The organism is Kurthia sp. Dielmo, from assembly GCF_000307285.2.
Taxonomy (GTDB): domain Bacteria; phylum Bacillota; class Bacilli; order Bacillales_A; family Planococcaceae; genus Kurthia; species Kurthia populi.
The window spans coordinates 223,846-225,261 of record NZ_HE578960.1 but is presented as its reverse complement, the minus strand read 5'-3'; the positions used below and the strand labels follow the sequence as shown (position 1 = coordinate 225,261).

The following is a 1,416-nucleotide window of genomic DNA, read 5'->3' as shown; positions in this document are numbered from 1 at the left end:
CCCCGGTTCTGCGCTCATGAACATTACGTATTTTTTTAAAGCAACGTTATTCCTATGTACAAGCCGCCGAGCACACGCGCTTCCTCATGTTCGCAAGCTGCATGGGCGCATTTGGCTTCTATTATTTATACGGCATTGTTCACTGGGACATCGCGATTCCTGTCACACTGGGCTCTATTGTCGGCTCACATATCGGCATGCGCCTGACCCCTTATTTAAAAGGTGCTTGGCTACGCTGGATTTTACCGATTATCTTTTTAGTGTTAATTGGCCAAGTATTATGGAAGTTACTTTAACTACGCATACAAAAAACTAGCGCATCCATTTGAGCTAGTTTTTTGTATGCGCTGGAAAATAATACTCTTTTGATTTTTGTTGAAAGTTTAAGTAATTTTTTAACGTTAATTTAACCTTTATCCGTTAATCTGAGGAAGTTGATTTTATAGGGGGGTGACGACAGTTGAATTTTACTTTTCTTTATATCGCAAATAGCATTTGCTTGTTTTTGTTTATCCTACATATATTTTTAAAAATCAAAGCGAATATGAAAATGAAACGTCCAATTAAGCTACGCCCTCAAAATGTAGATGCGACATGTAATTGGGTGATTTTATTTGATAATGGCTTTAATCGAAATAATCTTTTAAACAGCAGTATATATGTCTTAGATGAAAAAGACGTAATGGTACCGGTTAGAATTGCCATTAAAGATTCCAACACATTGATTATCCATGCACCGGTGAATGGTTATACAGCCGGAAAATCGTATCAATTATATTTGAATGAACGCTTAGATTTAGCAGCTTCTAGTGAACGAGATTATAAGGTACCATTTAATGTTTATTAAAAAAATATTTGGAGGTTTTTATGAAAAATACAGACATTCAGCTATCCATGAGTAAAATCCGAAGCATTTTAAAGTATCATCATGTACAATATATTAGAAAAAAAGATACACGACTTTATTTTTCAGCACTTGATCAAAATGATAACCAACATGATATTTGGTATAACATAAAAAGTGGCAACTATTTTGAAACAATTAATGGCTGTGCCGTACTCATAAAAGAAATGCTATTTTCTGATACAAAAGAGACACTACCTCATTACAAACAAAAATAAAGTAGTAGACAAAAAAACAGCTCATCCATTTGAGCTGTTTTTTTACTTACTTTTCTTCAATTATTCGGAAGCTATACGTTTGCAAAAATTCGTTATGATACATACAATTAATTCAACATTATCATAGCTCATCAAATCCTAAATTTACTGGTTCTAAAGGCAGTTTCTCTACAGAACTTGATAAATTTGTTGATGGAACTGATTCATCCACCTCTTCAAATGCTATCCCATCAATCCATACTTCGCCTGACCCAACGAGTAGTACACCAAAATGAATGGCAGCACTTTCCTCTA

The 1,416-nt window shown here is 34.3% G+C and carries 3 protein-coding genes; all 3 read left to right on the top strand.

The window, feature by feature from the left end; genetic code table 11:
- Positions 1 to 86: 86 nt before the first annotated feature.
- The 3 genes from KTHG_RS14610 to KTHG_RS14600 all read left to right on the top strand — a co-directional run bounded on the left by KTHG_RS14610 (position 87) and on the right by KTHG_RS14600 (position 1,122).
- Positions 87 to 296, top strand: a complete 210-nt coding sequence (locus tag KTHG_RS14610; RefSeq protein WP_255512480.1) for a TSUP family transporter — start codon at positions 87 to 89, stop codon at positions 294 to 296.
- 254 nt (positions 297 to 550) lie between these two features.
- Positions 551 to 847, top strand: coding sequence for a hypothetical protein (locus KTHG_RS14605; RefSeq protein WP_139994633.1), 297 nt, complete (start codon positions 551 to 553; stop codon positions 845 to 847).
- Positions 848 to 867: 20 nt separating this feature from the next.
- Positions 868 to 1,122 carry a hypothetical protein gene (locus KTHG_RS14600; RefSeq protein ID WP_139994631.1) on the top strand — a complete coding sequence of 85 codons (255 nt, stop codon included), beginning with the start codon at positions 868 to 870 and terminating at the stop codon, positions 1,120 to 1,122.
- Positions 1,123 to 1,416 lie beyond the last annotated feature (294 nt).

What these genes read in the sequence shown, in the direction of transcription:
- KTHG_RS14600 (WP_139994631.1), top strand. Translation starts at nt 868, where the DNA reads ATGAAAAATACAGACATTCAGCTATCCATGAGTAAAATCCGAAGCATT.
- KTHG_RS14610 (WP_255512480.1), top strand. Translation starts at nt 87, where the DNA reads ATGTTCGCAAGCTGCATGGGCGCATTTGGCTTCTATTATTTATACGGC.
- KTHG_RS14605 (WP_139994633.1), top strand. Translation starts at nt 551, where the DNA reads ATGAAACGTCCAATTAAGCTACGCCCTCAAAATGTAGATGCGACATGT.